Raw genomic sequence first — 24,819 nt, forward strand, 5'->3', positions numbered from 1 at the left:
CGATTCTAGATCGAAATGGGAATGATTATCAAATGAAAGCTTTCGAAAGCCGTCGGGAAGACGCCGGGCGGAGAGCGCGACGGCACGGTGCGGCGCGGATACAAGCGCGTAGAATGCCGGCTTCAACGAATTCGACGGAGCCGCCCCGACCATGAACGATCAGCGCAAGAAGAACCCTGTCCGCAACGTGAGCATTCTGATCGTCGTGGCCGTGCTGCTCGTGATCGGGACGATCCTGTACAACGCGATCTCGCAGAAGCACGCGTACGACGAGGCCCATCCGGCCGAGGCCGCGAGCGCGAGCGCCGCGTCGCATTGACGCGTCGTGCCCGTGCGTGATCGCCGCGCGGCCCGGGACGGGGCCGCAGCGATGCGCAGGTACGGGAACGGGAGAGCGGGACTGCGGTGGGCGGTACGATGCGTCGTGTGACGCTGTGGGATCCGCGAGAGACGCGAGAGACGCGAGAGACGCGAGAGACGCGGGCGCCGGAGCCGGCGCACCGCATGGAGAGTCAGCCGTGCGTCACCGTGACGCAGGCGCGAACTTCGGCCGGATCCGGGCATAGAACACGGCCGCGAGCAGCGCGAGCCATGCCGCGCCGACATACAGCGCGACGCGCGTATCGTCGAACCAGCCGAGCATCACGATCACGAAACCCATGAAGGCGATCGTCAGCGCGGGCGCGACGGGCCACAGCGGCACCTTGAACTTCAGCGCCGCGACTTCCGCGCGCGACAGGCGCCGGCGCATCGCGACCTGCGACAGCAGGATCATCAGCCACACCCACACGGTCGCGAACGTCGCGATCGCGGCGACCACCAGGAACACGTCCTTCGGCATCAGGTAGTTGAGCAGCACGCCGACCAGCAGCGCGGCGGCCATCACGAGCACCGTGACCCACGGCACGCCGTGGCGCGACGTCGTCATCAGCACGCGCGGCGCCTGACCCTGCCGCGCCATCCCGAACATCATCCGGCCCGCGCCGAAGATGTCGCTGTTGATCGCCGAGATCGCCGCGCTGATCACGACGAGGTTCAGGATCGTCGCCGCCGACTTCACGCCGAGCGCCGAGAAGATCTGCACGAACGGGCTGCCGTCGCTGCCGACGCCGGTCCACGGTCCGATCGACATCAGCACCACCATCGTCAGCACGTAGAACAGCAGGATGCGCGCGGGCACCGCGTTGATCGCGCGCGGAATCACGCGCTCCGGGTCCTTCGCCTCGCCGGCGCTCATCCCGATCACCTCGATCCCGCCGTACGCGAAGATCACGACCGACAGCGACGCGATCAGCCCGCCGATTCCGTTCGGCAGGAAGCCGCCGTGGTTCCACAGGTTCGCGAACGTCGGCACGTCGGCCGAATGACCGAAGTGCATGCCGGTCAGCAGGATCGCGACGCCGCCGCCGATCATCGCGACGATCGCGCCGACCTTGATGATCGACAGCCAGAATTCGAGCTCGCCGAACACCTTCACGTGGCATAGGTTCAGCCCGCAGATGATCGCGACGACACCGAGCACCCAGATCCATTGCGGGACATCCGGAAACCAGAAGCCCATGTAGATGCCGAACGCGGTGATGTCGGCGATCGCGACGATCACCATTTCGAGTGTGTAGGTCCAGCCGGTGACGAAGCCCGCGAACGGGCCGAGGTTCTCGGTCGCGTAGTGGCCGAACGAGCCCGCGACGGGTTCGCGCACGGCCATCTCGCCGAGCGCGCGCATCACCATGTAGACGGCCGCGCCGCCCAGCAGGTACGCGAGGATCACCGCCGGGCCCGCGAGCTGAATCGCGGACGCCGACCCGTAGAACAGGCCCGTGCCGATCGCCGAGCCCAGTGCGAGAAAGCGGATGTGCCGCGCGCTCAGGTGGCGCTGCAAGTTTTTCATCGAGTCTCCGATATCGTTTTATGCGACGAACCGGGCGAGCGCGGCCGGTCCGATTGGCTCAAGTTGTCTATACAACTTGAATGTGAACGAATGATAACAAGCCGGGCCTGGTGACCGGAATCGGGTATTCCCTGACTGGCGCGGCGAGAGGAACGGCGCATGGAACACTCGCGCGCCCGCAGGTGCGGGCCGTGTGAGCGGGTGGGGCATGCTTCGGGGCAACCGTCAAGCCGGCGCGCGCCGGCGGCCCGGTCGCGACGTGCGCGGGCCGGCCTGCCGGCGCGGACATGCGCGGTCAGGCGGGCAGGCGGATCACGCTCGCATCCTTGCGGATCAGCAGCGACGACGCGAGCATCTGCTTGCACTGGTGCGCGAGCACCTTCAGGTCGTGCGTGAGCTCGGCGCCGACCGCGTCGGATTTTTCCGCGGACACGACCATCGCATCGAGATCGCGCGTGATCTGCTTCGACGTTTCGAGCTGGTCGGCAGGCGGCGGCTCGCCGGCTTCGGCCTTTTCGAGATTCTCGAGCACGGCGGCGAGGCCGCGCTGCAGCGCGTCGTCGTGGACGAGGCCGCCATCGGCCGCGCATGCGCTGCGAATCAGCGGCGCGGCAGCCGTGATCTGCGCGCCGAGCACGTGCGTCTGCACGAGCAGGTCGTTCAGTTCGGGCACGAAGCGCTGGTGCGCCTTCGGCTCGATCATCATCCGCTGGAACGCCTGCCCGAGGTTCGCGAACGCGATGTGCACGTCCTTGCGGGCGAGGCGGTAGCGGTAGTCGTCGTCGAGCGGGCTGACCGGCGTTTCGATCGCCGCGGCGACGACGGGTACGACGGCCGCGCCGTCGGCGGTCGGCACCGGCGGCGGCGACATGCCGCGCCCGGCGCGCCACACGGCCTCGAAATACTTGCGGGTGGACGTCAGCATGTCGGTGACGAGCTTGCCCATCAGCCGGTATTCCCAGTACGGGAACAGCCGGCTCGCGGCGATCGCGATCATGCAGCCGACCACCGTGTCGATCGCGCGCTCGCCGATGATCCGCATGCTGCCCGGCGCGAGCAAGTGAAACATCAGCAGCACGTACGACGACGTGAACACGACGCTCGCCGCATAGTTGAACAGCAGCAGGCTGTAGCTCATCACCATCGACCCGAACATGATCGCGATCAGCAGGTGCGGCTCCTTCACCGTGTAGATCAGCGCGATGCTCGCCGCGCAGCCGATCAGCGTGCCGATGATCCGCTGCGCGTTGCGCTGCTTGGTCAGCGAGTAGCCGGGCTTCAGGATGATGATGGTGGTCATCACGATCCAGTACGCGTTCGTGAGCGGCAGCAGCCGGCCGATCCAGAAGCCGACCGCCACGGCGATCGTCACGCGCAGTGCATGGCGGAAGCTCGGCGAACGCATGTTCAGGTTCGAGAAGATCAGCAGCGGCGACATGCGGCGGCGCTGCAGGAAACGCGTGAGCGCCTTGTCGATCTTCAGTTCGGTTTGCTGCGGATCGGCGTGGCCCGACAGGTTGCGGCGCATCCGGTCGATCAGGCGCGTCGCGCTCCAGATGCGCCGGAACGTCGCGAGCACGGCCGCATACGCTTCCGCGTGGGTGGCCGCGAAGTTCTTCTTGCGCATCAGCTCGATCTCGTACTCGATCGCGCGCAGCTCGGCCTTCACGCTGATCCGCGAATGCGGCGCGCGGTTCTCGAGCACCGCGAGACCGATTTCCTCGAGATCGGCCGCGGCCTTGCGGATCAGGTCGCGGTAGAAAATGATGAGATCCGAGCCGCCGAACGTGTTGCGCACGAGCGGGTAATCGGTATGCGCGCCGACGAACAGCTCGTGCAGGTCGACGCTGTTGATGAACAGGTTGTACATCGTCGTGCGGCCGGGATCGAGCTTGCCGCGCCGCAGCTTCGGCAGGTTGCGCAGCACGATGTCGCGCGCGGTTTCCTGCGTTTCGACCGCGGTGATCTGCCGGGCGACGAGATTGCGATAGCACTCGTCGAGATCGGCGTCGAGATCGTAGAACTGCGCGCGCGCGAGCAGGTAGTCGGCACAGGCGAACAGGCTTTCGGCCAGCGCCTGCTGCTCGATCCGGCGGGCCTGCCATTGCGACACCAGCGTGGCCCAGTACGTGTACCAGAGGCCGCCCGCGAGAATCCAGCCCGCGTTGACGAACGCCTGCAGCGGCGTGAATTTTTCCTCGAGCGTCATCACCATCATGAACAGCGTCGCGAAGCTGATCTGCGGCCAGCGGTTGCCGTAGACGACGATCAGCGACAGCACGAACGTGAGCGGCACGATCGTGAGCCACAGCGCGAAGATGTTCGGTGTCGCGAGGCCGGTGGCGAGCGCGGCCAGGAAGCCGATCACGCTGCACGCGAGCATTTCGTTGTGCTTGTACTTGAGCGGGCCCGGCATGTCGACGACGCAGGCGCCGAGCGCGCCGGTCGAGATCGTGAAGCCGAGCTCCCGGTTGTGAAACACGATCAGGCACAACACGGCCGGCAGCGACACGCCGACCGCGATCCGCAGGCCGCCGAAAAAGTACTGGCTGTAGAAAAACTTTCTGATTTCGACCGAATAGCGCATCGATGGGCTGAATGGCAGACGAAGACGCCCGGGGGCGGCGTATTGACTGGCGACGAGTCTATCGTATTTCGCGGCTCGCAAAAGCTGGCTTTCCGGCCGAGGTTCGCGGCGGCGGCCCATTTGCTATCCTTGGTGATCCTGTTCGCCCGATCCCGCCGGTGCGAGGTTCCGACGCCCGCTTCATGCTCCATCTTTTCTATTCGAACCGTCACGAAACGCTGGCCGACGCGCTGCTCGAGGATCTGGCCGCGTTCCCGGCCCGCAACGGCCCGTGGGCGCCGCAACAGGTCATCGTGCCGAGCGCGGCGCTGCGCCGCCGCCTCGAGCTCGACATCGCCGCGCGCAACGGCGTGTGCGCGAACGTCGAGTTCACGTATCTCGCGCAGTGGCTGTGGGCGCAGATCGGCCGCGTGCTGACGGTGCCCGCGCGCTCGCCGTTCGCGCCCGACCGGCTCGTGTGGCGCTGCTACCGGCTGTTCGCGCAGGCGGCCGACGGTGCGCCGTGGCGCGCGTCGCCGCGGCTGGCCGCGTATCTGTCGGCGTCCGACGATGCGATGCGCTACGAACTGGCTCATCGCGTCGCGGCCGTGCTCGATCATTACCTGACCTATCGCCCCGAATGGCTGGCCGCGTGGCAGGCCGGCGAATCGGTGCTCGCGGGCGACGGCGCGCCGCGCGGGATCGGCGACGCCGCGCGCGACGACGAGCGCTGGCAGGCCGCGCTGTGGCGCGCGCTGCTCGCCGAGCTGAGCGACAGCGGCACGCCGCCGGCGCACCGCTTTCTCGTCGAAGCGCGCCATCTCGATGCCGATGCGCTCGCGCGCGCCGACTGGCCCGAATCGGTCAGCGTGTTCGCGCTGCCGACGATGCCGCCGCTGCACGTCGCGCTGTTGCGCGAACTGTCGCGCTGGATCGACGTGCGCGTCTACGCGCTGAATCCGTGCCGCGAATTCTGGTTCGACATCGTGACCGCCGCGCACGCCGAGGCGCTCGATGCGGCCGGGCGGCGCGACTTCCAGGAGGTCGGCCATCCGCTGCTCGCCGAATGGGGCAGGCAGACGCAGGCGCAATTGCACATGCTGCATGAGCTGACCGAAGGCGCCGCATCAGGCGATGCGTCGCGTTTCGTCGAGAATCCCGCGCCCACCTGGCTCGCGCGCGTGCAGAACGCGATCCTCGAACTGCAACCGGAGGCCGAAATCGGCGACACGCCGGTCGAGCGCGGGATCGAGGTGCACGTGTGCCACAGCCTCGCGCGCCAGCTCGAGGTGCTGCACGACCGGCTGCTCGCGTGGTTCGACGCCGATGCGAGCCTGCAGCCGTCCGACGTGCTCGTCGCGGTGGCCGATCTCGCCGCGGCCGGGCCGCTGATCGACGCGGTGTTCGGCACGGCCGGCGCCGGCGGTGCGCGGGTGCCTTACCGGATCACCGGCCTGCCGCCGTCGCAGGCGAATCCGGTCGCGCGCGTGCTGCTCGACTGGCTCGCGTTGCCGGAGCGGCAGGTCGGCGCGCCGGAGCTGGTCGAATGGCTGCGCGTGGATGCGGTGGCCGCGCGCTACGACATCGACGCGGCCGCGCTCGAAACGGCGCAGACCTGGCTCGCGGCCGCCGGCGCGCGGCGCGGGCTGTCGCCGCTCGCAAGCGACGACGCGGCCGTGCCCGCGCCGCGCCATACGTTCTCCGATGCGCTCGCGCGGCTCTTTCTCGGCTATGCGATGCCCGAAGGGGCGGCGCCGATCGGGGCGTGGCTGCCGATCGAGGCGGCCACGGGCAGCGAGGCCGAACTGCTCGGCCGGCTCGCACGGTTTACCGACGATCTCGACGGCTTCGCGCGGCGGCTCGCGGAGTCGCACACGCCGCGCGGCTGGAGCGAACTGTTCGCGGACACGCTCGCGCGCTTCTTCGACTCGGGCGCCGCGTATGCGGACGCGCTGGCCGGCGTGCGCGACGCGCTCGACGCGATGCTGGCCGCGATGACGGAGGGCGCGCCCGACGAGGCGTTGCCGGCGGCCGTCGTCCGCGCGGGGCTCGCCGCGGCGCTCGACGATCCGGCCCGCGGCGGCGTGCCGTGGGGCGGCGTCACGTTCTCGTCGCTGACGAGCTTGCGCGGGCTGCCGTATCGCGTCGTCTGCCTGCTCGGGATGGACGACGGCGTGCTGCCGAGCCTCGCGCGCGCGGACGAGTTCGACCTGATGGCCGTGCTGCCGAAGCTGGGCGACCGGCAGCGCCGCGACGACGAGCGCAATCTGTTTCTCGACCTGTTGCTCGCCGCACGCGACCGGTTGCTGATCGCCTATACGGGCCGCAGCATTCGCGACAACGCGCCGTTGCCACCGGCGGCGCTGGTCGACGAACTGCTCGATCATCTCGCGGACGTCACGGCCGGGCCCGGCGCCGCACCGGACGCGGTCGATGCCGCGCGCCGCGCGTTCATCGTCGAGCATCCGCTGCAACCGTTCGCGGCCGCGTATTTCCAGCCGGGCAGCGGCCTCGTTTCGTACGACGCCGAGCGCGCGACGCTCGCGTCGCTGCTGGCCGCCGAGGCGTCGCGCGACGGGCCGCGCGAGCAGCCGTTCTTCGCGCAGCCGCTGCCGGCGGAGCCGGTCGAGCCCGTCGCGTTCGGCGAATTCGAACGTTTCTGGCGCCATCCGGCGCGCGCGTTGCTGCGCGGCCGGCTCGGCATCGTGCTGGCCGATGCGCAGGCCGAACTGCTCGATACCGAGCCGTTCGCGCTGGACTTTGCCGGCAGCGACGCGCTTGCCGAGCGCGTGCTGCCGCTCCTGATCGAAGCCGGCGACGGCGGCGTGCACGATCATGCGCTGCGCATTGCGGACGCGAGCCCCGAACTGCCCGGCGGTGCGACGGGCGCGGTATGGCGCGATCAGGCGCTCGGTTCGATGACGCAGCTTGCGTCGAACGTGCGCCGTGCGCTGGCCGACGGCATCGAGCGGCGGCCGTTCTCGCTCACCGTCGTGCCGACGTGGCCCGATACCGAGCAGGCGCTGTTCGGCGCCGACGACGAATTGCTGGCGGCCGACGCGGTGAGCGCGCCGCTCGAATTGCACGGCACGCTGAATCGGCTGACGCCGGCCGGGCAGGTCATCTATCGCTATGCGCGGCCGAGTGCGCGCGATTACCTGTCCGCGTGGCTCGCGCATCTCGTCTACTGTGCGATCGAGCCCGGCGGCCCGCGCCGCACGCTGTGGTTCGGCAGCGGCGGTGCGTTCGAGCTGACGCCCGTCGCGGCGCCGCTCGAACGGCTCGCGCCGCTGGCCGCGCTGTTTCGCGCGGGGCGACGCATGCCGCTGCGGTTCTTCCCGCGCAGTGCGTGGGCGCGGGTGTCCGACGGCGAGGTCAAGGCCGCGAGCGTGTGGATCAACGAGCGGGTGGCGAGCGAAGCCGACGATCCGGCCATCGCGATCGCATGGCGCGGCGCGCATCCGTCGCTCGACGAGCCGTTCGGCACGCTCGCGCGGCTCGTGTTCGAGCCGCTCGTCGAGCATCTGAAGGAGGTCGCATGAGCGCCGTGTCGCAGCCGCAGGCGCTCGAACTCGACGTGTTCGCGTGCCCGCTCGACGGCGTCAACCAGATCGAGGCGTCGGCCGGCACCGGCAAGACGTGGAACATCTGCGCACTGTATGTGCGTCTGCTGCTCGAAAAGGATCTCGGCGCGGACGAAATCCTCGTCGTGACCTTCACGAAAGCGGCGACGGCCGAACTGCACGAGCGGATTCGCAGCAGGCTCGCGCAGCTTGCGCATGCGCTCGACACGGGCGACGACGGCGGCGATCCGTTCATCGCGCGTCTGTGGGAGACCGCGCTCGGCGTCGACGGTGCGCTCGATCCGGAGACGGCTGCGAAGCGGATCCGGCGCGCGCTGCGCGCGTTCGACCAGGCCGCGATCCATACGATCCACGCGTTCTGCCAGCGCGCGCTGCAGGAAGCGCCGTTCGCGGCCGCGATGCCGTTCGCGTTCGACATGGAGGCCGACGATGCGTCGCTGCGCTTCGAACTCGCCGCGGATTTCTGGCGCACGCGCGTCGAACCGGCGGCCGCGCGCTGGCCGGGCTTCGCGACCTGGCTCGTCGAATCGGGGGCCGGCCCGGCCGCGCTCGATGCGCAACTCGCACGCCGGCTGAAGAAGCCGCTTGCCGCGCTGCGCTGGGACGGCGTGACCGAGCCGGACGAATCGGCCGAAGCGGCCGCGGCCGAATGCTTCGCGCAAGCCGCGCGCATGTGGGCGGCCGAGCGCGAGGCGATCGATGCGCTGCTGCGCGCCGCGCAGCCCGCGCTCAATCAACGCTCGCACAAGCCCGACGCGCTCGCCGATGCGCTCGCCGCGTGGGCGGTGCATTTCGAGCAGGGCGACGCGACGGCCGCGCTGCCGAAAGCCGCGCTGAAGCTCACGCAAACCGCGCTCACGAAGGCGACGAAAAAAGGCGGTACGACGCCCGCACACGCGTTCTTCGAGGTGGCCGACGCGCTCGAAGCGGCCGTGGCCGCGGCCGAGGCCACGCAGCGCGCGCGCTGGCTCGCGCTGATCGCCGAATGGCTCGACATGGCGCCGCGCGAATTGGCCGAGCGCAAGCGCACGCGGCGCGTCGTGTCGTTCGACGATTTGCTCGCGAACCTGTATCACGCGTTGCACGCGCATCCGTGGCTCGCCGACACGCTGCGCGCGCGCTATCCGGCCGCGCTGATCGACGAGTTCCAGGATACCGATCCGCTGCAGTTCGCGATCTTCGACCGGATCTTCGCGCCGGGCGGCCCGCTGTTCCTCGTCGGCGATCCGAAACAGGCGATCTACAGTTTTCGCGCGGCCGATCTGCATACCTATCTCGCCGCGCGCGCACGGGCGAGCGCGTGCTACACGCTCGCGGTCAATCAGCGCTCGACGCCCGCGATCGTCGATGCGTGCAACCGCTTCTTCATGTCGAATCCGCGCGCATTCGTGCTCGACGGGCTCGACTATTACGCGGTGCGCGCCGGCACGCGCGTGCGGGCGCCGTTCGTCGACGAAACCGATCCGGGGCCGGCGGGCGATTTCCGGATATGGGCGCTGCCGGGCGGCGAAGGCATGTTGCTCAAGCGCGACGCGCAAGCGCAGGCTGCCCAGGCCTGCGCGGCCGAGATCGCGCGGCTGATGCGCGGTGCACGTGAAGGGCGCGTGCGGCTGGGGGACACGCCGTTGTCGCCGGGCGACATCGCGGTGCTCGTGCAAACGCACCGGCAGGGTAGCCTCGTGAAGCGCGTGCTCGCGACGTGGGGCATCGGCAGCGTCGAGCTGGCGCAGGCGTCGGTGTTCTCGACCGGCGACGCCGAGCAGCTCGAACGCGTGCTCGCGGCGATCGATGCGCCGGGCGACCTGCGGCGTCTGCGCGCGGCGCTCGCGTCCGACTGGTTCGGGCTCGACGCCGGCGCGCTGTGGCGCATGGAGCAGGGCGACGGCGATGCGTCACCCGGCGCGTCGGCGGCCGACAGCGCTGATGCGATGAGCTGGGTCGAGCGCTTCTCGCGCTATCGGCTGCTGTGGCGCGAACGCGGTTTCGCGGTGATGTGGCGCACGTTCACGCGCGAGCTGCGGATCGCCGAACGGCTGATGGCCGGTGCGGACGGCGAGCGCCGCGTGACCGACGTCAACCATCTGGCCGAGTTGACGCAAGCGCGGGCGTCCGCACAGCCCGGCATCGCGCCGACGCTGCGCTGGCTCGCCGCGCAACGACTCGACGGCGGCGGCGAGGAAGCGCAACTGCGGCTCGAATCCGATCGCAACCTCGTGCAGATCGTCACGGTACACAAGTCGAAGGGCCTCGAATACGCGATCGTGTTCTGTCCGTTCCTGAACGACGGCGGGCTGCGCGAGCCGCCGTCGTCCGCGCTGCCCGATGCGCGCGAGTATCACGACGACGCGGGCGATGCGGTGCTGCATTACGGATGCGACGACGAGGCGGCCGCGCACGCGGCGCGGCAGGCGCTGCGCGAGCAGGCCGCGGAACGCGCGCGGCTCGTCTACGTGGCGCTCACGCGCGCGGTGTATCGCTGCTATGTCGTCGCCGGGCCGTACCTGTCGTCGCGCTCGACGCGCGAAGCGCGGCGCAGCGTGCTCAACTGGCTCGTCGCGGGTGCCGGCCATGCGTTCGACGCGTGGCTCGACGAGCCGCCCGACGAGGCCGCGCTCGATGCGGCATGGCGCGCGCTCGCGGGCGGCCCCGTGAGCATCGCGCCGCTGCCCGTGCCTGCGCGCCGCGAGCGTCTCGCGGCCGGGCACGACGCGTCGCAGACGCTCGCGGCGCGCCATGCGACGCGCATACTGCGCGATGCGTGGCGGATGGCGAGCTTCAGCTCGTTGACCGCGTCGATGGCGCGCGAGGAGGCGGGCGTCGCGGCCGTGCCCGACGACGAATTGCGGCCCGATCACGATGCGCTTGCCGCGGTGGCGCCGGATGGCGAACCGATACTGGCCGACACGGTGGCGGCCGCCCCGCCGGACGACGACATCCTCATGTTCCCGCGCGGGGCGGCGGCCGGCGAATGCTTGCACCGCCTGTTCGAGCTCAGCCGGTTCGCGGAGCCCGAATCGTGGCACAAGGCCGCACTCGGCGCGCTGCACGACCGGCCGGTCGAGGCCGAGCCGGCGCTCGCGGCACGCCTGCCGGCGATGATGGCGCGGCTCGTCGACGACGTCGTGCACACCGAGCTCGTGCCGGGCATGCGGCTCGCCGATCTCGATCCGGCCAAGCGGCTCGACGAAATGGGCTTCCTGTTCCCGGCGCCGTCGCTCGACCTGACGGCGCTGCGCCGGCTGCTGGTCGCGCACGGCTATCCGGACGTTGCACTGGAGGCGGGCACGCTCGCCGGTTTCATCAAGGGTTTCATCGACATGATCGTCGAACACGACGGCCGTTTCTGGATCGTCGACTGGAAGTCGAACCACCTCGGCACGACGCCGGATGCCTATGGCCCGCGCGCGCTCGACGTCGCGATGGCCGATCACGCGTATCACCTGCAGGCGCTGCTTTATACGGTCGCGCTGCATCGCTACCTGCGCGGCCGGCTGCCCGATTACGACTACGACACGCACATCGCCGGTTACCTGTACCTGTTCGTGCGCGGCGTGCGTCCCGGCTGGCGCAGCGGCGGCGAGCCGGCCGGCGTGCATGCGCGGCGGCCCGCGCGCGCGCTCGTCGACGCACTCGACCGGATGATGGAAGGGGGCCGCGCATGACCGCGTCCGACGACATGCTCGAATTCACCGGCGGCCTCGTCGCGCGGCTGCCCGAGCCGGCCGATTTCGGCATCGCGCTCGCGGAAGGCTTCGCACGCCGCATCGGCGACCTCGCGCGCCGTGCCGGTGCGCCGGCCGCGGCGGCGCGCTGGGCCGCGCGCGCCGCGTTCGCGACGAGCCGTGCGACCGCCGGCGGCCACGTGTGCGTCGCACTTGGCGCGCTCGCGCAGCGCTACGAAGCGTCGCTCGACGAGGTGCGCGCGGCGCTGGCCGCGAGCGGCATGGTCGCGTTCGGCACGCTCGCGCGCGGCGACGAGCGGCCGCTGATCGTCGACCGGCTCGATCATCTGTACCTGTCGCGCTATTTCGATTACGAACGGCGGCTCGCCGATGCGCTCGTCGCGCAGGCCGGTGTCGCCGCGCCGGACGAAAGCCTGTCGCCCGACCGGCTGCGCGACAGTCTCGCCCGTTACTTCGGGCCGGCCACCGGCGAAGTCGACTGGCAGCGCGTGGCGGCGATCGTCGCGCTGACCGGCCGCGTGACGATCGTCAGCGGTGGGCCGGGCACGGGCAAGACGACGACCGTCGTCGGCGTGCTGGCCTGCCTGCTCGATGCTCACCCGGGGCTGCGCATCGCGCTGGCCGCACCGACCGGCAAGGCCGCGCAGCGGATGCAGGAGGCGCTGCACGCGCGCGCCGGCGATCTGCCGCCCGAACTCGCGGCGCGCCTGCCCGACACGTCGTACACGCTGCATCGGCTGCTGGGCGGCGGCGGGGCGGCCGGCTTCCGGCATCATCGCGACAATCCGTTGCCGTACGATCTGATCGTCGTCGACGAGGCGTCGATGATCGACGTCGCGCTCGCCGCGCATCTGCTCGACGCGCTCGCGCCGGGTGCGCGTCTCGTGTTGCTGGGCGACAAGGATCAACTGGCCGCGGTCGAGGCTGGCGCCGTGTTCGCGGAGCTGAGCGCACGGCCGGCGTTCACCGCCGCGGCCCGCACGCGCATCGCGCAGGCGCTGGGCATCGACGAGGCGGCGTTCGTCGCGGCGTTGCCGGTGCCGGACGAAGCCGCGCCGGCAGCGGATGCGCGCGCGCATCCGGTTTCCGCGTCCGCACGGGCGCCGGCTTCGCCGTCGGCATCCGCGCCTGTTGCGCGCAAATCGGCGCCTCGGCCGAAAGTCGATGCGCGACAGGCGTCGCTCTTCGACGACGAACCGCAGGATGACGAAGCGTCGTCGGCCGACATCGCGCCGTCGCCGTCATCCGGGTCGGCACCGGTCGATGCCGGCGCACCGGGCGATGCGCCGGCCTGGATCGAGGCCGACGAGCTCGCTTGGCTCGACGCCGTCGAGCTGGCGCCGTTCCACGCAGACGATGCGGCGCTGGCGTCGGCGGCGGCGGCCGCATCGCCATGGGCCGGCGAAGCCGCTGCCGCATCCGCAGGCACGCCCGCTCCGGCACCGCTCGCGGACTGCGTCGTGTGGCTCGAACGCAATTACCGCTTCGGTCTCGATTCGCCGATCGGCCGGCTGTCGCTCGCGATCCGCCGCGGCGACGTGCAGGCGGCGCTCGATGCGCTGCCCGCCGACGACTCGGCAGCCGCATCGTTTCACGACGATGCGGGCGACACGCTGGCGTCGTCGACGGTCGAGCGGCTCGCACGGCGTTTCGGCGCATACCTCGATGCATTGCGCGACACGCTGGCCGCGCCGGCGCCCGATCCGCTACCGCTGTTCGACGCGCTCAACCGGTTCCGGATCCTGTGCGCGACCCGCAGCGGCTCGCGCGGGGCGGAACACGTCAATGCGCTGGTGGCCGCGCACGTGCGGCATGCGGCGCGCGTGCCGCTCGCGGTCGGCGCGCACTGGTTCACCGGGCGGCCGATCATGGTCACGCGCAACGACTATGCGCTCGGGCTGTTCAACGGCGACATCGGCATTGCGCTGCCCGACGCGCACGGTGTGCTGCGCGTGTGGTTCCGGCGCGCGGACGGCGCCGCGCGCGCGGTGTCGCCGGCCGCGCTGCCACCGCACGAAACGGCGTTCGCGCTGACGGTGCACAAATCGCAGGGCTCTGAATTCGACGAAGCCGCGCTCGTGCTGCCTGCGTCGTTCGGCCGGGTGCTCACGCGCGAGCTCGTCTATACGGCCGTCACGCGCGCGCGCACGCGTGTGCAGGTGATCGGGCCGCGGCGCGTGCTGGCGCAGGCGGTCGCGACGCGCACGCAGCGCGATTCGGGGCTCGCGGCCCGCGTCGACGAGGCGCTCGCCCGGCGCCGCACGGAGGCTTCGCGATGATGATTCGCTACACGCTCGATCCGGCCGAGGTCGAATGGACGGCCGTGCGTGCGCAGGGCGCGGGCGGGCAGAACGTGAACAAGGTGTCGAGCGCGATTCATCTGCGCTTCGACATCCGCGCGTCGTCGCTGCCGCCGGTCATCAAGGAGCGGCTTCTCGCATTGTCCGACCAGCGCATCACGCGCGACGGCGTCGTCGTGATCAAGTCGCAGGAGTATCGGACGCAGGAGAAGAACCGCGAGGCCGCGCTCGCGCGGCTCGATGCGCTGATCGGCAGCGTCGCGCACACGCCGCGTGCCCGGGTCGCGACGCGGCCGACGCGCGCGTCGAAGGAGCGGCGGCTCGAGCACAAGTCGCGCCGCAGCGTGGTGAAGTCGGGGCGTGGGAAGGTGGTCGACTGACCAATGAACGCTCACGCGCGTCGCACGCGCTCGTCCGCCGCGCGCGGCGGCTACCGCATCACGGTTCCCGCGCTGTCGAGCACGAAGTCGACGCAGAACACGACGAGCCGGCTCTGCGCGCGGATCGCGACGGCGGCCGTATAGCAGTCGCGGCCTTCCGTCAGCGAGAAATGCGGGCCCATCAGCGCGACGCGCCCGGGGGCGGCGATCGCGCGCTGGAAATACGGGCGCCGCGACCAGTTGCTGTGGGTTTCCGGGAAGAGCGGCGCGAGGCGGGTCACGCTCGCCTGGCTGTCGTCGGGCGGCGCACCGATCGACGGCAGGAACTGTTCGCCGGTCTCGTCGGTGACGAACACGCGCCGCGCGGCCGGTACCGCGAACACGCGTTGCGCGGCGTCCTGCAGGTTGCCGCTCGCCGAAAACGCGGCCGCGCCGGTGAGCACGAGCCGTTCGATCGCGTCGAAGCCCGGCTGCTGGGCGGCCACCGGCGTGTGCCGGCGGGCGATGAAGCGCCGCCACGCGGCATCGAGCATCGCGGGCGCCGCCGCGCTCGCGTGCGCGATCGATGCATCGGGCTGGCCGAACTGGAAACCCTGCACGAAATCGATGTCGGCTTCCATCAGCGCCTGCAGTGCGTCGTCGCTTTCGACGCCTTCGGCCAGCACCATCGCGCCGGCCTGATGCAGCATCGACACGAGGTGATGCATGATGCGGCGATCGTCGGCCGAGGCGGTCGAGCGCTCGACGAGCGAGCGGTCGAGCTTCACGATGTCGGGCCGCGCCCGCCACACGCGGTCGAAGTTCGAGAACCCCGTGCCGAAATCGTCGATCGCGATCAGGAAATCGCGATGCTGGATCATGTCGATCGTGCGGGCAAGCGCGGCTTCGTCGCGTGCCGGCTGCTCGACCACTTCCAGCACGATGCGGTTCGGCGGCAGGGCGAAATGCCGGCACAGCGCCTCGACGAACTCGCGCTGCACGAGGCCCGTGTCGAGCACGCGCGGCGTCACGTTCAGGAACAGCCAGCCGTCGCCGATTCCCTGCGTGACGAAGTTGGCCGTGTGCAGGCAGCGCGCGAGCCGGTCGAGCAGCAGCGCGTCGGCGTCGCCGCGCGTCTTGTCGAACAGGGCGGTGGGCGACACCAGCGCGCCGTTCCCGTCGACGACGCGCAGCAGCGCCTCGTAGCCGACGACGCGCTTGTGCGTGATCGACAGCACGGGCTGGAACACGCTGCGCAATGTCGTGGCGCGGTAGGTGGCGAGCCAGCCGTGGGGCGTCGGCGTGAGGCGTTCGAGCAGGGCGTCGAGCGACAGGTCGCGGCTGGACTTCATGTCGACGGTGCCCGGGAGCGGGCGGCGGCGCACCGCCACGCCGATGCAGCCGCATGCGCAGGCGGACGCGAAAGAACGGGGGGCATCGAAACCGCCTTCTGCGGATGAGTGTTCCGAGTGTAACGGGATTGCCGCGGCGCGCGTATCAGGGTAACTCCAGACGCAAACGGTACACCGCGATTCCGGCCCGCGCGCTGCGGCGCGGCGACCGGCCTCGCGTGCATGCGTACGGTGCATGACCGTCGCGAAACGAAGCGCGCCGCGGCGGCGGACGACGATCCCGCGTCCCGCCACCGGGCGGCGGCATGGCCGTGCGTCGCTGCCGTCCGATGCGCAGGCCGATGCGGGAAATCCCGGCGGCCGGAGCCGCCGCCGTCAGACGAATGAGCCAGATGCGTGCGCGCCGCGGCGCGATCGGCGGCGCGTCCGCATACCCGCGTCGCGTCGCGTCGCCATCGGCATTGCCGGCGGACGGCGGTCTCCGCGCGCCGGCCGCGCCGATCGTCAGGCCGCTTCGCCGCCGCGCGGTCGGACGCCGGGAATCCGCTTGATCACGCCGGTCGCGAGGGCGGTGCCGACGAGCACGATCGCGCAGCCTTCGATCATCACGGCCGACACGTGTTCGCCGAGGAACAGCGCGCCCCACAGCAGCCCGAACACGGGGATCACGAACGTCACGGTAATGGCGCGGGCGGGCCCGATATGCGCGATCAGGTAGAAGAAGATGAAATACGCGATGCCCGTGCACGCGATGCCGAGGGCGAGCACCGCGCCCCATGCGTGCGCGCCGACCGGCGCGGCCGGCCACGTCGCGATCGCGAACGGCAGCAGCAGGACGGTCGAGCCGATCATGCTGCCGGCCGCGTTGACGAGCGGATCGACGCCGCCGAGCTTGCGTTTCGTATAGTTGGCCGCGATGCCGTACAGCAGCGTCGCGCCGAGCGCGGCCGCCGCGGCGAGCGCGGTCGCTGCGGCGCCCGTGTCGCCGTGCGCGTTCGCGATCTGGTTCCACACGAGCGTGAGCACGCCGGCAAACCCGATGACGAGGCCGAGCGCGCGCGGCAGCGACAGCTTGTCCTTCAGCCACAGGTAAGCGACGAGTGCGCCCCACAGCGGCGTCGTCGCGTTGATCACCGACGTCACGCCGGCCGACAGCGTCAGCTCGGCGAACGCGAACAGGCAGAACGGGATGCCCGAATTCAGCGCGCCGACGACGAACAGCGGCCACGCATGACGGCGCAGCCGGGCGCCGAGATCGGCGGGTGTGAAGCGCGTCAGCGCGAAGCCCGCGAGAAACAGCGCGCCGATGCCCACGCGCAGCGCCATCAGCGGCGCGACGCCGAAATCGACTACGCCGATCCGGATGAACAGGAAGGAGGCGCCCCACAGGGCGGCGAGCACGGTCAGCAGGAAAGCGTTCTTGGGCGACATCGATCGGCGAGGGCGGGGACGGGATGCGACGAATCTTACACCGCGTTACCGCACCGTCGTTTCACGATCGGATGAAACGACAAGAAACGGGAATTGCGCCGCTTGGCGCCGACGGCGGACGGCCACACGCCGGCGGCGCGATCGATCAGTGATGACGCCAGCCGCCGCGTCCGCCGAAGCCGAAATTGAGCGACAGCGCGGGGCCCCAATAACTGCCCCACGCGGGCGCATACGCGGGGGCCGGATAGTAGTAGGCGGGGCCGGGATCGACATACACGGGCGCGGGCTGTACCGGCACGGGCGCCGCCGTGTAATAGCCGCCCGGATAGTAGCCGTACGGGTAATAGCAGCCGGCGAGCGTCGTGCAGGCGAGCGCTGCGGCGACGAAGGTCCTGTTCATCATGTGTCTCCGGCGAAAGCCGGCCATCGGCAGATGCTTGAAGCTTAGGCCGAGTACCGATGACACGGTATGAGAAACGGTAACCGATCATTTCCGGGCCGCGGCCGGACCGGCTGCGATGCCGCATGCGAAAACGGCGCTTCCGCGGTGCGGAAACGCCGTTGAACCGACCGGCCGACGGCTGGGCGACGCCCAACCGGCCGATGCGACTGCTTTACTTGCCGACCTGGTTACCGATGATGCCGCCGGCCGCCGCGCCGCCCAGCGTCGACAGCGCGTTGCCGCCGATCGCCGCGCCGGCGACGCCGCCGACACCCGCACCGATTGCCGTATCGCGCTGGCGTCGCGACATCGAATCGCAGGCCGACAGGCTGGCCACCGTCGCGACGAGCAGAGCGCATACCCCAAAACGCCGAATCGAGTTCATGATCGTTGTCCTTGTGGTAGTGAACGGAAGGCGCACGACCGGCTGGCGGCCGCGCATGTCCCCAATCTACGCGCCGTCCCGCGACGCTGCTGTAAGGACTTGTTAAGGCTCGCGCGGTTTCGTAATCAATTGTTTCGTCTGGGCCGGCAGGCACGCGACATGCGCAAAAAAGCCCGCTCGAAAGCGGGCTGCGTGCATCGCGATGCGAGCCGGTGCGGCTCGCGGCGCGCTTACTGACGGTGGTAGATCTCGGCGCCGGTCTTCACGAACTCGACCGCCTTGACCTCCATCCCTTTCTTCAGCGCCTCGGTTTCCGACACGCCCTGCTGGGCCGCGAATTCGCGCACGTCCTGCGTGATCTTCATCGAGCAGAAATGCGGGCCGCACATCGAGCAGAAGTGCGCGACCTTGGCCGAATCCTTCGGCAGCGTCTCGTCGTGGAATTCGCGCGCCTTGTCCGGGTCGAGACCGATGTTGAACTGGTCTTCCCAGCGGAACTCGAAACGCGCTTTCGACAGCGCGTTGTCGCGCACCTGCGCGCCCGGGTGACCCTTGGCGAGGTCGGCGGCGTGCGCGGCGAGCTTGTACGTGATGATGCCTTCCTTCACGTCGTCCTTGTTCGGCAGGCCCAGGTGCTCCTTCGGCGTCACGTAGCACAGCATCGCGGTGCCGAACCAGCCGATCATCGCGGCGCCGATGCCCGACGTGATGTGGTCGTAACCCGGTGCGATGTCGGTGGTCAGCGGCCCGAGCGTGTAGAACGGCGCTTCCTTGCACCAGTCGAGCTGCAGATCCATGTTCTCCTTGATCAACTGCATCGGCACGTGGCCGGGGCCTTCGATCATCACCTGCACGTCGTGCTTCCACGCGATCTGCGTGAGCTCGCCGAGCGTCTTCAGCTCGCCGAGCTGCGCTTCGTCGTTCGCGTCGTAGATCGAGCCGGGGCGCAGGCCGTCGCCGAGCGAGAAGCTCACGTCGTACGCCTTCATGATCTCGCAGATCTCTTCGAAGTGTTCGTACAGGAAGCTTTCCTTGTGATGCGCGAGGCACCACTTCGCCATGATCGAGCCGCCGCGCGACACGATGCCCGTCATCCGGTTCGCGGTGAGCGGCACGTACTGCAGGCGCACGCCCGCGTGGATCGTGAAGTAGTCGACGCCTTGCTCGGCCTGCTCGATCAGCGTGTCGCGGAAGATTTCCCAGGTCAGGTCCTCGGCCTTGCCGTTGACCTTCTCCAGCGCCTGGTAGATCGGCACCGTGCCGATCGGCACCGGGCTGTTGCGGATGATCCACTCGCGCGTTTCGTGGATGTGCTTGCCGGTCGACAGGTCCATCACCGTGTCGCCGCCCCAGCGGATCGCCCACGTCATCTTGTCGACTTCCTCGCCGATCGACGACGTGACGGCCGAGTTGCCGATGTTCGCGTTGATCTTCACGAGGAAGTTGCGGCCGATGATCATCGGCTCGGATTCAGGGTGGTTGATGTTCGCGGGAATGATCGCGCGGCCGCGTGCGACTTCGTCGCGCACGAACTCGGGCGTGATCTCGGCGAGCGCGTTCGCGCCGAAGGCCGCGGCGCCGAATGCCTGGCCCGGGTGCTGGCGGCCCATCATCGCGGCGAGCTTCGCGCCGTTCGGGCCGCTCGACTTCAGGCTCTCGATGTACTCGGCGCGGCGCTGATTCTCGCGGATCGCGATGTATTCCATTTCCGGCGTGATGATGCCCTGACGCGCGTAGTGCATCTGCGTGACGTTCTTGCCGGCCTGCGCGCGGCGCGGGTTGCGGTGCAGGCCCGGAAAGCGCAGGTCGGCGGTGGCCGGATCGGCCGCGCGTTCGAGGCCGTATTGGCTCGACAGGCCGGGGAGCACCTCGGTGTCGCCGCGCGCTTCGATCCAGCGCTGGCGCAGCGCGGGCAGGCCCGCGCGGATGTCGATCTTCGCGTCCGGATCGGTGTAGGGGCCCGACGTGTCGTACACGTAGATCGGCGGATTCTTTTCGCCGCCGAAGCCGGTCGGGGTGTCGGCCTGCGTGATTTCACGCATCGGCACGCGGATGTCGGGCTGCGAGCCGGTTACATACACCTTTCGCGAGTTGGGCAGCGGCGCGACGGCAGCGGCGTCGACGTGGGCGTCGGCGGACAGAAACTTCGGATTGGCGTTCATGCAATCTCCTGTGCGGGCGCCGGACAGGCGCTTCGGCGCTTGCCCGGAGCCCTTGACGAATGTGGGGCTCGAGCTAAGCAGGAGACGAGGCTTGGTGAGGCGGCGGATTTCGTCAGAAGGATGGCGGCGAAATCCGTACGCTTCCCTGCGCTGGCATTATCCAGATCAGGTTCAAAGGGTATTTCTCACCCGCAATGCCGGTCATTCGACCCAACGCATTGCAGGACCCCCGCGTTAGCAAGGGCACACGATACACCGGCTTGCCGGCGGTTTCAACCGGGTGCGAAGCCGATGCCGCCGGGCGACGGGCGGATCGCGACCGCCGGCGCGCGCACGGTGCGCCGCAGCAAGCGCGGCCGTCGACGCGCGATGCCGTCCGGGACGGAAGAGGCGGGCAGTGCAGCATTTCCATCCCGTGTTTCCGGCTTCAAAAAATTTTTCGACATCGCTGTCATTTCCGGCGGCGTCCTCCGTCTATTCGGCTCCCAAACCCATGTATCGGAGAGATGTCATGAAAAACGTATTCCTCGCCGCCTGTGTCGCCGCACTTGCCACGATCGCAACGGGCGCTCACGCGCAGAACGACGCAATGTCGAAGGACGGCATGTCGATGTCGAAGGACGCGATGGGCCACGACGCGATGGCGAAGGACGGCGCGATGAAGAAGGACGGCATGAAGAAGCATGCGATGAAGAAGGACGCGATGGGCCACGACGCGATGAAAAAGGACGACGCGATGAAGAAAGACGCGATGAAGAAAGACGCGATGAGCCCGTCGAACTGACGAACGCGTGCGGGGCGCGACCGGCCGGTTGCCGGCGCGCACCGCGTCCCGCCGCTTCATCCCGGGAGTCATCATCATGCAAACGGTTCCTGTCACGGATCGCGCGGGCGTGCCGCCGCCCGCGCCGACGATCCATCCGCGCTGGGTGCGCGCGAGTCACTGGCTCAACGCGCTCGCGGCGATCCTCATGGTGTTGTCCGGCTGGCGCATCTACGACGCGTCGCCGATCTATCCGTCGTTCACGTTCGCGCACGGCATCACGCTCGGCGGCTGGCTCGGCGGCGCGCTGCAATGGCATTTCGCGGCGATGTGGCTGCTGGTCGGCAACGGGCTGTTCTACCTGGCGATGTCGATCGCGACGGGGCGCTTCGCGCGCAAGTTGCTGCCGGTCACGCCTGCATCGGTGTGGCGCGACGTACGCGCCGCGCTCGGCGGCCGGCTGTCGCACGACGACCTGAGCGTCTACAACGCGGTGCAGCGTGCCGCGTACCTGACCGCGATCGTCGATCTCGTCGTGTTGGTGCTGTCGGGCCTCACGATCTGGAAATCCGTGCAGTTTCCGCTGCTGCGCGAGCTGTTCGGCGGTTACGACGACGCGCGCATCGTGCACTTCTGGGCGATGTCGCTGCTGGTCGCATTCGTCGTCGTTCACGTCGCGATGGCGTTGCTGGTGCCGCGCTCGCTGCTCGCGATGCTGCGCGGCCGCTGACCCGCGCGTCGCGGGCGAAGGAAATCATCATGTCGGAATCCGAAAAAAACCGCGGCGAGCCGCGCTGGACGCTCGATCGGCAGTCGCTCGAACTCGACGTGCGCCGCACGCTCGAGATGCCGTCGCGACGGCTCTTCAACCGGCGCGTGCTGACGCTCGGCGGCCTCGCGATGCTGACCGGCTGCACGTTGCAGGACGACGCGTCGGTCAACACGTTCCTCGAGAAAGTGTCGCGCATGAACGATCGCGTGCAGGCATGGCTGTTCAGCCCCGACCGGCTCGCGCCGACCTACACCGAAGCCGACATCACGCGGCCGTTCCCGTTCAATGCGTACTACGGGATCGACGACGTGCCGCACGTCGACGCATCGACGTATCGGCTCGTGCTGTCCGGCCGCGTGACGGGCAAGCGCGTGTGGACGCTCGACGAGCTTCGGGCGCTGCCGCACGCGGAACAGATCACGCGGCATATCTGCGTGGAAGGGTGGAGTGCGATCGGCCGCTGGGGCGGCACGCCGTTCGGCGCGTTTCTCGCACGCGCGGGTGCCGATACCGGTGCGAAATACGTCGGCTTCAAATGTGCCGACGATTACTACGAAAGCATCGACATGCCGACCGCGCTGCATCCGCAGACGCTGCTCGCGTTCGACTACGACGGCCGCCGGCTGCCGCCGGAATACGGTTTCCCGATGAAGCTGCGGATGCCGACCAAGCTCGGCTACAAAAACCCGAAGCACATCATGGAAATCTTCGTGACCGATACGTTTCCGGGCGGCTACTGGGTCGATCAAGGGTACAACTGGTTCGGCGGCTCGTGACCGGCGCATGCGCGCCGCAATGCATCGCGCATGGGCGTCATGCGGATTCCCGCACCTGAAGCTCGACGTGCAGGCCGGCCGCCGCCGCCATGTTGACGAGCGCGTCGAGTGCGAACAGGTTGATCTTGCCGCGCATCAGGTCGGACACGCGCGGCTGCGTGACGCCCAGCAGTTTCGCGGCCTGCGCCTGGCTCAGTTCAAGCTGCGCCAGGCGTTGCTTGAGCGCGATCATCAGTTCGGACCGCAGCTTCATGTTCTCGGCCTCGGCCGGCTGTTCCTCGATCGCGTCCCAGATGCTCTTGTAGCGTTCGTTGGTCATCGTTTCCACTCCGTCAACAGGGCGCGATAGCGCCGGGCGGCCAGTTCGATATCGGCCTTGCACGTGCGTGCCGATTGCTTCCGGAAGCAGTGCAGCACATAGACCGCGTCGGCAAACGTCGCGACGTAGACGATCCGGAACGCGCCGCTCGCGTCGCGCAGGCGAATCTCCCGTACGCCGACGCCGATGGTGCGCATCGGTTTCCAGTCGTCGGGCGCCAGGCCGCGCTGCACCTGATCGATTTGATGACCGGCTTCGCGTCGTACGGCAGGTGGGAAATCGCGAAGCGCGTCGAGGGCGCTGCCGATGAAAACGACCGGCTTCGGCGGGAGAATGGCAAGATTATACAAAATTTTGTATGAGCGTGAAGGTGCAGTTCGAACGGAGCGTGCGGCGCGCAGCACGCGTCGCCCCGTCACGATAAGGGCGAAACGGCGACGGCCATGCACAACTGGCCGTTCGGCCGACGGCTCGCGCGCGATGGGCCGAATGCGGCACGGGCGGCAATGTCGAGCCCCATTTTCCAGCCGCCGCTTTCCTCCGGCGTCGCGCGAAAAATGTCGCGCCGAAACATCAGTCGATATGCTTTCAGACAGGTCCGACGATGCTTTCGAATCCTTGATGCCATAATGCCGAGCGTGTGCACCGGATACGGTTGCGCACGTTTTTTTTGCCTTTTGCCGCCGCTCGCCGGTTCTCTTTCGTCGCCGTTCGCACTGCCATGTCGTTCCGCACGTTCGCTCTGCCTTCCCGGTCCCGCGTGGATCGTTTGCCGGCATCGCCGGCGTCTTTCAGCGGGGCACGCGGCGTGACGTGCGGGCGGGCCGCACGATGACGCCGCTCGACCGCCTCCTCGATTTCCTCGCCCGCTTTTCGTTCCGGATCCGCCTGCCGCAAAGCCGCGGCGGCCGTGTGGCGCTCGCGCTCGTCTTCATCTATTTCGTCTGGGGCTCGACCTACAGCGGGTTGCATTTCGCGCTGCAATCGTTCCCGCCGCTGTTGCTGTCGGGGCTGCGCAACCTGCTCGGCGGGGTCGGCCTGTTCATCTTCGCGCTGCGGCGCAAGCCCGAATGGCCGACGCTGCTGGAAATCCGCAACGCGGCGATCGTCGGCACGATGCTCGTCGCGTTGTCGTCCGGCACGATCGCGCTCGGCATGCGCACGGTCAGCAGCGGTTCGGCCGCGGTGATGGTGGCCACGGTGCCGTTGTTCGCGACCGTGATCGCGGCGGTCGCCGGGCGGCCGGTGACGAAGGGCGAATGGGCGGCCGTCGCGCTGGGGATGGTCGGCATCGTCGTGCTGAATTCGGGCGGCGCGGCCGCCGCGAACTCGGCGCTCGGCACGATCTGCGTGCTGGCCGGCGCATTGTTCTGGGCAGGCGGCGCGCATCTCGCGACGCGGCTCAAGCTGCCGTCCGACCTGTTTCTGTCGACGTCGCTGCAGATCGGCCTCGGCGGGCTGATGTCGACGATCGTCGCGTGGCTGCTCGGCGAACGCGTCGAACAGCTGGCCGTCGGGTCCGTGTTCGCGTTCGTGTACCTGATGGTGTTCTGCACGATGGCCGCGTACGTCGCGTACGGCTATCTGATTCGCCACACGAGCCCGATCATCGCGAGCAGTTGCATGTACGTGAATCCGATCGTCGCGGTCGCGCTCGGTGCGTTGCTGCTGGGCGAACCGGTGACGATGGCGACCGTGGTCGCGACCGTCGCGATCCTCGGCAGCGTCGGGTTGTCGTTCGTGTTCGATCCGGCGCGCCGGCCCGCGGCGGCGGCCACGGCCACCGGTTCGCCGGCCGTCGCGGCCGAGCAGGCCGGTGCGGCGGACGCTTCTGCCGTCGCCGAGCCGATCGCCACGCCGGATGCGGCGCCCATCCTCGCGCCTTCCGCTGTCCCGCTCGCGGTGCCGGCGCCCGCGGCGGTGATGGATCCCGGCGCAGTGATCGACCCGGCCCCGGCGTTCGCGCCGCCGCCCGCCGCCGCCGAGCCGGCCGCCTCGCGCACCGACGCGTGACGCCGCGGTGGCCGGCCGCGC

The 24,819-nt window shown here is 69.3% G+C and carries 19 protein-coding genes and 1 riboswitch; of the genes, 9 read left to right on the plus strand and 10 right to left on the minus strand.

Going from position 1 to position 24,819, the window contains the following annotated elements:
* Positions 1–151 precede the first annotated feature (151 nt).
* Positions 152–319 carry a hypothetical protein gene (locus tag WS54_RS34005; RefSeq protein WP_108041923.1) on the plus strand — a complete coding sequence of 56 codons (168 nt, stop codon included), beginning with the start codon at positions 152–154 and terminating at the stop codon, positions 317–319.
* Between the two features lie 204 nt (positions 320–523).
* On the opposite strand, the gene WS54_RS19170 is transcribed toward WS54_RS34005, so the two are convergent.
* On the minus strand, positions 524–1,891 hold the full coding sequence (locus WS54_RS19170; RefSeq protein ID WP_034206854.1) for an amino acid permease: 1,368 nt from the start codon (positions 1,889–1,891) through the stop codon (positions 524–526).
* 295 nt (positions 1,892–2,186) lie between these two features.
* Positions 2,187–4,478 carry an FUSC family protein gene (locus WS54_RS19175; RefSeq protein ID WP_034206855.1) on the minus strand — a complete coding sequence of 764 codons (2,292 nt, stop codon included), beginning with the start codon at positions 4,476–4,478 and terminating at the stop codon, positions 2,187–2,189.
* 182 nt (positions 4,479–4,660) lie between these two features.
* Here WS54_RS19175 and recC point away from each other — a divergent pair, with 182 nt between their 5' ends.
* The 4 genes from recC to arfB are packed head-to-tail and all read left to right on the plus strand — an operon-like array spanning position 4,661 to position 14,404.
* A complete protein-coding gene (gene recC, locus WS54_RS19180; RefSeq protein ID WP_059782555.1) occupies positions 4,661–7,999 on the plus strand; it encodes an exodeoxyribonuclease V subunit gamma in 3,339 nt (1,112 codons plus the stop codon).
* Positions 7,996–11,703, plus strand: a complete 3,708-nt coding sequence (gene recB / locus WS54_RS19185; RefSeq protein ID WP_059782557.1) for an exodeoxyribonuclease V subunit beta — start codon at positions 7,996–7,998, stop codon at positions 11,701–11,703. The genes recC and recB overlap by 4 nt, the downstream gene beginning before the upstream one ends.
* Positions 11,700–14,003, plus strand: a complete 2,304-nt coding sequence (locus WS54_RS19190; protein WP_059782559.1) for an AAA family ATPase — start codon at positions 11,700–11,702, stop codon at positions 14,001–14,003. Before recB ends, WS54_RS19190 begins: the two co-directional genes overlap by 4 nt.
* Positions 14,000–14,404, plus strand: coding sequence for an alternative ribosome rescue aminoacyl-tRNA hydrolase ArfB (gene arfB / locus WS54_RS19195; RefSeq protein ID WP_059782560.1), 405 nt, complete (start codon positions 14,000–14,002; stop codon positions 14,402–14,404). The genes WS54_RS19190 and arfB overlap by 4 nt, the downstream gene beginning before the upstream one ends.
* A 50-nt stretch (positions 14,405–14,454) precedes the next feature.
* On the opposite strand, the gene WS54_RS19200 is transcribed toward arfB, so the two are convergent.
* From WS54_RS19200 to WS54_RS33720, 6 genes are all read right to left on the minus strand, one after another.
* Complete coding sequence (locus tag WS54_RS19200) at positions 14,455–15,735, minus strand: sensor domain-containing phosphodiesterase (protein WP_059782757.1); 1,281 nt, start codon at positions 15,733–15,735, stop codon at positions 14,455–14,457.
* A gap of 504 nt (positions 15,736–16,239) precedes the next feature.
* The gene (locus WS54_RS19210) at positions 16,240–17,166 is read right to left on the minus strand and encodes a DMT family transporter (protein WP_059782562.1); all 927 of its coding nucleotides are present in this window, start codon (positions 17,164–17,166) and stop codon (positions 16,240–16,242) included.
* Positions 17,167–17,311: 145 nt separating this feature from the next.
* Positions 17,312–17,566 (minus strand): hypothetical protein, encoded by a 255-nt coding sequence (locus WS54_RS19215; RefSeq protein WP_027784015.1) that lies wholly within the window; start codon positions 17,564–17,566, stop codon positions 17,312–17,314.
* Positions 17,567–17,780: 214 nt separating this feature from the next.
* Positions 17,781–17,993 (minus strand): glycine zipper 2TM domain-containing protein, encoded by a 213-nt coding sequence (locus tag WS54_RS19220; protein ID WP_011545020.1) that lies wholly within the window; start codon positions 17,991–17,993, stop codon positions 17,781–17,783.
* A gap of 230 nt (positions 17,994–18,223) precedes the next feature.
* Complete coding sequence (gene thiC, locus WS54_RS19225; RefSeq protein WP_034206861.1) at positions 18,224–20,155, minus strand: phosphomethylpyrimidine synthase ThiC; 1,932 nt, start codon at positions 20,153–20,155, stop codon at positions 18,224–18,226.
* Positions 20,156–20,279: 124 nt separating this feature from the next.
* A riboswitch (TPP riboswitch) is annotated at positions 20,280–20,396 on the minus strand.
* A gap of 31 nt (positions 20,397–20,427) precedes the next feature.
* Entirely contained in the window at positions 20,428–20,610 is a 183-nt protein-coding gene (locus WS54_RS33720; RefSeq protein WP_159086695.1) for a hypothetical protein, read from the minus strand.
* Positions 20,611–20,666: 56 nt separating this feature from the next.
* Here WS54_RS33720 and WS54_RS19230 point away from each other — a divergent pair, with 56 nt between their 5' ends.
* The 3 genes from WS54_RS19230 (at position 20,667) to WS54_RS19240 (ending at position 22,466) form a co-directional block, all read left to right on the plus strand.
* Complete coding sequence (locus WS54_RS19230) at positions 20,667–20,939, plus strand: pentapeptide MXKDX repeat protein (RefSeq protein ID WP_059782564.1); 273 nt, start codon at positions 20,667–20,669, stop codon at positions 20,937–20,939.
* A 76-nt stretch (positions 20,940–21,015) separates the two neighbouring features.
* Complete coding sequence (locus WS54_RS19235) at positions 21,016–21,648, plus strand: cytochrome b/b6 domain-containing protein (protein ID WP_059782566.1); 633 nt, start codon at positions 21,016–21,018, stop codon at positions 21,646–21,648.
* Between the two features lie 29 nt (positions 21,649–21,677).
* On the plus strand, positions 21,678–22,466 hold the full coding sequence (locus tag WS54_RS19240; RefSeq protein WP_034206863.1) for a molybdopterin-dependent oxidoreductase: 789 nt from the start codon (positions 21,678–21,680) through the stop codon (positions 22,464–22,466).
* A 37-nt stretch (positions 22,467–22,503) separates the two neighbouring features.
* Here WS54_RS19240 and WS54_RS19245 read toward each other — a convergent pair whose 3' ends face one another.
* Together WS54_RS19245 and WS54_RS19250 are read right to left on the minus strand one after the other, a co-directional pair.
* Entirely contained in the window at positions 22,504–22,785 is a 282-nt protein-coding gene (locus WS54_RS19245; RefSeq protein WP_034206864.1) for a helix-turn-helix domain-containing protein, read from the minus strand.
* On the minus strand, positions 22,782–23,135 hold the full coding sequence (locus tag WS54_RS19250) for a type II toxin-antitoxin system RelE/ParE family toxin (protein ID WP_059782568.1): 354 nt from the start codon (positions 23,133–23,135) through the stop codon (positions 22,782–22,784). Before WS54_RS19250 ends, WS54_RS19245 begins: the two co-directional genes overlap by 4 nt.
* Before the next feature lie 481 nt (positions 23,136–23,616).
* Between WS54_RS19250 and WS54_RS19255 the strand changes: the two genes are divergently transcribed.
* Positions 23,617–24,798, plus strand: a complete 1,182-nt coding sequence (locus WS54_RS19255) for an EamA family transporter (RefSeq protein WP_059782759.1) — start codon at positions 23,617–23,619, stop codon at positions 24,796–24,798.
* Positions 24,799–24,819 lie beyond the last annotated feature (21 nt).

The sequence above is a fragment of the Burkholderia sp. NRF60-BP8 genome (assembly GCF_001522585.2).
GTDB lineage: Bacteria > Pseudomonadota > Gammaproteobacteria > Burkholderiales > Burkholderiaceae > Burkholderia.